General features: G+C 73.8%; 4 protein-coding genes. 1 reads left to right on the forward strand and 3 read right to left on the reverse strand.

Going from position 1 to position 5,393, the window contains the following annotated elements; translation table 11 throughout:
- Positions 1 to 36: 36 nt before the first annotated feature.
- Together ACFV0G_RS15575 and ACFV0G_RS15580 are read right to left on the reverse strand one after the other, a co-directional pair.
- Positions 37 to 2,322 carry a glycosyl hydrolase family 18 protein gene (locus ACFV0G_RS15575; protein WP_380546876.1) on the reverse strand — a complete coding sequence of 762 codons (2,286 nt, stop codon included), beginning with the start codon at positions 2,320 to 2,322 and terminating at the stop codon, positions 37 to 39.
- 117 nt (positions 2,323 to 2,439) lie between these two features.
- Positions 2,440 to 3,423: an ArsR family transcriptional regulator gene (locus tag ACFV0G_RS15580; RefSeq protein ID WP_380546878.1), complete on the reverse strand. Its 984-nt coding sequence runs from the start codon at positions 3,421 to 3,423 to the stop codon at positions 2,440 to 2,442.
- Positions 3,424 to 3,494: 71 nt separating this feature from the next.
- On the opposite strand from ACFV0G_RS15580, the gene ACFV0G_RS15585 reads away from it, so the two are divergent.
- Positions 3,495 to 4,754, forward strand: a complete 1,260-nt coding sequence (locus ACFV0G_RS15585) for an MFS transporter (RefSeq protein WP_380546880.1) — start codon at positions 3,495 to 3,497, stop codon at positions 4,752 to 4,754.
- A gap of 35 nt (positions 4,755 to 4,789) precedes the next feature.
- Here the strand turns inward: ACFV0G_RS15585 and ACFV0G_RS15590 are convergent, their stop codons facing one another.
- Positions 4,790 to 5,272: a hypothetical protein gene (locus ACFV0G_RS15590; RefSeq protein ID WP_380546882.1), complete on the reverse strand. Its 483-nt coding sequence runs from the start codon at positions 5,270 to 5,272 to the stop codon at positions 4,790 to 4,792.
- Positions 5,273 to 5,393: the final 121 nt, after the last annotated feature.

Raw genomic sequence — 5,393 nt, forward strand, 5'->3', positions numbered from 1 at the left:
AGGACCGGACGGTCCCCCGCGCCCCGCTGCGCTGCCCTACTGCTTGAGGCCGGTGTCGAGGGCGCTGATCAGAGTGCCGGACGGGGTGTCGCCCGACATCTCCCAGATCATCGCCCCGAGCAGGCCCTTGGACTTGAGGTAGGCGGTCTTCTGGCCGATCGACCACGGGTCGTCGAAGGTCCACCACTGGCCGCCGGACCCGGTGTAGGCGTAGGTGGCCACCGACTGGGTGTCGTGGTAGACGGTGAGGCCCGGCACCGAGGTGATCAGGTTGTTGTAGCCGCGGGTGCCGGCCTCCTCGGCGAACTGGCCGGGCGCTGCGCCCTGGGCGGCCTGCCACTCGCCCTGCACGCCGCCGTCGGTGACGTTCTGCCAGCCCCGCCCGTAGAACGGCAGGCCGACGGTCAGCTTGCGCGGGTTGACGCCGGCGGCCAGGTAGGTCTGCACGGCGGAGTCCACCGAGAAGTGGAAGCCGTACGGGTCCTGGGCGTCGGTGTAGAGGTTGGCCTGGTGGCCGGCGCGGTTCGGCTCCCAGGAGTTGTCGCTGCCGGCGCCGTGGAAGTCGTACCCCTGGACGTTGGCGATGTCGAGGGACTGGAAGATCTTCGACAGGTCCCAGCCCTGGGCGATCTTGGCGGGGTCCGCCGGGGTGAAGGCGGTGAGCAGCCGGTGCGGTCCGCCGAGGGCGTCCAGCTGGGTGCGGAACTCGGCGAGCAGCGCGGTCAGGTCGGCCTTGTCGTTCGCCGACCAGTGGTTGCCTGCGTGGCCGTCGGGGGAGCCGGGCCACTCCCAGTCGAGGTCGATGCCGTCGAAGATCCCGGCGGCGGTGCCGGGGCCGCCGGCGCCGTTGTAGAGCGGCAGGTTGCCCTTGATCCAGAGGTCGATGCAGGAGGAGACGAGCTTCTTGCGGGAGGCGTCGGTGGCGGCGGCGTCCGAGAAGTACTTGGAGTAGGTCCAGCCGCCGAGCGAGACCACGATCTTGAGGTTGGGGTACTTGGCCTTGAGCTTCTTCAGTTGGTTGAGGTTGCCGCGCAGCGGGGCCCAGCCGTCGTCGGCGACCCCGTCGACCGACTGCGCGGCGCTGAAGGGCCGGGAGTAGTCGGCGTCCGCGTCGCCCGCGCCGGTGCCCTGGTCCGGGTCCTGCGGGTTCGAGGTGGTGCCCTTGGTGACGCCGGACAGGCAGGTCAGGTTGACCGGGTCGATGTTCTCGAAGGCGTAGTTGATGACGTCGAGCTTGGCGGCGCTGCCCGAGGTGTCGAGGTTCTTCACGAAGTACTGCCGGCCGTAGATGCCCCACTGGGTGAAGTAGCCGACCCGGGCGTAGTTGCCGGCGCCGACCAGGTCGGCGGTGGTGACGGTGAGCGGTGCGGTGGCCGGCGAGGTGTTGTCGGCGGCGTCCCGGGCGCGGACGGCGAAGGTGTAGGCGGTGGCGGGGGAGAGGCCGGCGACGGTGGCGCTGGTGCCGGTGACGGTCTGCACCAGGGCGCCGCCCCGGTAGACGTCGTAGGCGGCGACCCGCTGGTTGTCGGTGGCGGCCGTCCAGGCCAGGGCGACGCTGCCGGAGGTGACGGAGGTGCTGTGCAGCGCGGTCGGTGCGGTCGGCGGCACGGTGTCGCTCGCCGGGTCGACCGTCCGGGCGGTCACCGCGGGGCTGAGCGGGCCGGTGTTGCCCCGGCTGTCCTTGGCGCGCACGGTCAGGGCGTAGGCGGTCGCGGGGGTGAGGCCGCTGAGCGTGGCGGAGGTGGTGGTGGAGGTGCCGAGCACGGTGGTGCCGCTGAGCACGTCGTAGGAGGCGACCGGGAAGTCCCCGGCGGTGGCCGCCGGCCAGCTCAGCGCGACGGTGTGCGCGGTGGTGTCGGTGACCTGCGGGGTGCCGGGTGCGCCGGGCGGCACGTCGGCGGTGCCGTCGCACTTGTCGCCGTTGATCCGGCAGCCGGTGGGGGCGCCGATCGGGCCGTTGGCGACGAACCAGAAGCTGTACGGCTCGGTGCTGGCGTGCGGCTGGACGGTGCCGTTGTAGTACGCGTTGACGGCGGTGACGTGCCGGCCGGTGACGGTCGCCTGGCCGTTGTAGCTGCTGGCGATCGTCACCCCGGCGGGCAGGTCGAACTCGAGGGTCCAGCCGGTGACGGCGGCGGCGTTGTCGTTGCGGACCACGAAGGTGCCCTTCCACCAGGAGCCGTTGTCGGCGCTGGTGAAGCTTGCGGTGAGACGGCCGGCGGCGTGTGCCGGGACGGCGGCGAGCAGGGCGAGCGGCAGTGCGAGCGCGGCGGTCAGGGCGGTGATCAGAGCCCTGGGCCGTCGTGGTGGCCGATGGCGCATGGTGGTCTCCCTGTCTGGTGTGGGGGTGCCGTACAGGGGTGCCGGGGAGCCTGCGGGAACTGTAGGTGGTATGGACCATTGTGGTCAACAGGGCGATGCCGCAACGGAATTGACGATCTATCGGAGGAGCTCGTCGGCGAGCGGGCTGCGGGCGTACAGCACCACCCGGCCGTGTCGGGCGCGGCTGACCAGGCGGGTGTCGGAGAGCACCGCCAGGTGCTGGCTCACCGCGCCCGGGGTGACGCCGAGGCGGCGGGCCAGCTCGGTGGTGCTGGTCGGTTCGTCCAGCATCGTCAGCAGCCGCGCCTTGGGCGCCCCGACCAGCTGTTCCAGGGCCCGCCGGGTGGGCGGCGGCGTGGCCGGGCCGGCCATGGTGCGCTGCCCGCGCGCCGGATAGTTGATCACCGGCGGGTGCTCGTCGCTGATGTTGGTGATGGCGCCCCGGGCGAAGAACGTGGGCGTGAACACCAGGCCGCGCCCGCCCACGGCGATATCGGTGTCGCCGTCGCACCAGTCCCGGCGGATCGTCAGCACGCCGTCCTGCCAGAGCAGCCGTGGATCGAGGTCCTCGAAGAGGGCTGCCGCACCGCGCTCCGCGAACACCCGCGAGCGGTGCACGATGTCCGCGTGCAGCACCGACCGGGCCCGCGGCCACCACTGGGGCGCCAGGCAGTGAGTCCAGTACGCCTCCAGCGCGTCCGCGATCTCCGCGAGCAGTCCTGCCGGGTCGGCCAGGGCGCCCGCCAGCACCGGCGGCAGCCGGCGGTCGTGCGGCAGGAACGTGCGCTCCAGTTCGCCGGCCAGCCGCTCCGGCGCCAGGGCCCGGACGGTGGCCAGTTCGGCCGTGAACTCGGGGAAGGGCGTGCCCGGGCGCGGCGTCAGGAAGTCCGGCACGTAGCGGTTGGAGGCGACCAGCGCGCGCAGCAGCGGCGCGCAGGCCAGCCGCTCGAACTGCGGCCGGATCCGCTCGAAGACCGGCGTCTGGTGGACGTACGTCCCCGGGTGCGTCCACATCCGCAGACTGAGCACTGCCTCCTGGAGCGGTGAACAGGCGAACGACGCCGACGCCAGGTCCTCCAGGCCGAGCCGGAAACGGTGCACGTGATCCCCCATTCGTCAGCCCCGGTCTAAATCAGTACCCGCGACTGCTCCGCATGCGGTGCGATGATGCCATGACCACCACCTCCACGGGGGCGCAGGCCGCGCCCCGGGCATCGTCGCGCCTGCTGCACCCCGATCCGACGGTCCGCCGGCTCGCGCTGATCACCTTGGTGAACACCCTCGGCAACGGGCTGTTCATGGCGCTGGGCGCGCTCTACTTCACCCGCGTCCTCGGCCTGCCGACCGCCCGGGTCGGCATCGGCCTCACCGCCGCCGGCCTGTGCGGGGTGCTGATCGGCGTCCCGGCCGGACGCGCCGCCGACCGCTGGGGCACCAAGCCCGTCCTGCTCGTCCTGGTCGCCGCCGAGGCCGTCGGCACCGCCTGCTACCCGCTGGTCTCCGGCTTCGTCCCCTTCCTCCTGCTGGCCTGCGCCGTCACCGCCGCCGACCGCGGCACGGCGACCGTCCGCAACGCGCTGTACGCCGAGATCCTGCCGCCCGACCGCCGGGTCGCCGGCCGGGCGTACCTGCGGGTCGTCACCAACGTCGGCATCGGCGTCGGCACCGGCCTCGCCGCCCTCGTCCTGGTCGCCGACAGCCGCCCCGCGTACACCGCCGCCATCCTCGCCGACGTCGCCACCTTCGCCGTGGTCGTGCTGATGTACGCGCTCCTGCCGACCCCGCAGACCGGCCCGAGCGCCTCCGCGGAGGACGCCGACCGGCGGACCGGCTCCGCCCTGCGCAACGTCCCCTACCTCGTGGTCGCCGGACTCAGCGGCGCGCTCGGCCTCCAGTTCGCCATGATCGAGGTGGGCGTGCCGCTGTGGATCGTCAACCACACCGACGCCCCGCGGTTCGTGGTCTCCTGCACGCTCGTCGTCAACACCGTCCTGGTGGTCGCCCTCCAGGTGCGGGCCACCCGCGGCACCGAGGAACCGACCGCCGCAGCCCGGATCTTCCGCCGCGGCGGCCTGCTCGTCGCCCTCTCCTGCGCGGCCTTCGCCCTCGCCGGCGGGCTGCCCGGGTGGGCCGCGGTGCTGGTGCTGCTCGCCGGCGCGGCCCTGCAGGCGCTGGGCGAGGTGCTCGGCCAGGCGGCCGGCTGGGCCCTCGGCTACGACCTCGCCGAGGAGGGCGCGCACGGTGAGTACCAGGGCGTCTTCAACACCGGATTCTCCGGGGCGATGATGCTCGGACCCGTCCTCATCACCACCGCCGTCATCGGCCACGGCGCGGCCGGCTGGGCCGGGCTCGCTCTCCTCTTCGCCGCCGCCAGCGCGGCCATGGTCCCCGCCGTGGGATGGGCCCTGCGCCGCAAGGCGGCAGCGGCCTGAGTCCGGGCGCCTCGCGGCACAGGGCCGTGCCGGCACTACGTCCGCTGGAGGGAGAGGTAGCAGGGGTCCTGCTCCTCGGGCTCGCACAGCATGCTCGGGGAGGAGGCCCCGTACACCGCCATGGTCTCGGAGCCGTTCAGGACGATGCCCTGCGCCTGCCCGGACGCCCCGGTGAGGGTCCAGCGCCCCGACAGGTACACGGGCGGCCGGGTCTCCCAGATCCGGTTCGGGTCCTCGCCGATGAAGTTGGTGCGGTACCGGCCGTCCGGCTGCAGCTCCAGCACCCTGCCACCGATGCCGGTCCACGTCCCGACCAGGGCCCGGTCGGCGGGGTCGCGCGGCGCCCAGGGCTGTTCGGCCAGGTGGCAGGCCAGGCCCCAGGCCGTCCCGGCGACCAGGACGGCGGCCCCGGCGAGTACGGCGCCGCCGCGCTGCCACCGCGGTCGGCCGCGCGCCGGCACAGCGAAGAGGAGGGCGGCGGCCAGTGCCTGGAGCGGCCACAGGACGGCGAGCAGCATGCCCAGGACTCCGCCCGCCGCCCGGACCAGGGCCCCGGGGCCCCGCGCGGCCCGGCCGGGGGGGCGCCCCCCCGGGGCGCGGACAGGGCCCCCCGCCCCCCCAGGGGGGGGGCGCTCCGCG

Origin of the sequence: Kitasatospora sp. NPDC059571 (assembly GCF_042735675.1) — a bacterium.
Taxonomy (GTDB): domain Bacteria; phylum Actinomycetota; class Actinomycetes; order Streptomycetales; family Streptomycetaceae; genus Kitasatospora.

Coding starts and splice junctions, on each gene's coding strand:
- ACFV0G_RS15575 (WP_380546876.1), bottom strand. CDS start 2,322: ATGCGCCATCGGCCACCACGACGGCCCAGGGCTCTGATCACCGCCCTG.
- ACFV0G_RS15585 (WP_380546880.1), top strand. CDS start 3,495: ATGACCACCACCTCCACGGGGGCGCAGGCCGCGCCCCGGGCATCGTCG.
- ACFV0G_RS15590 (WP_380546882.1), bottom strand. CDS start 5,272: ATGCTGCTCGCCGTCCTGTGGCCGCTCCAGGCACTGGCCGCCGCCCTC.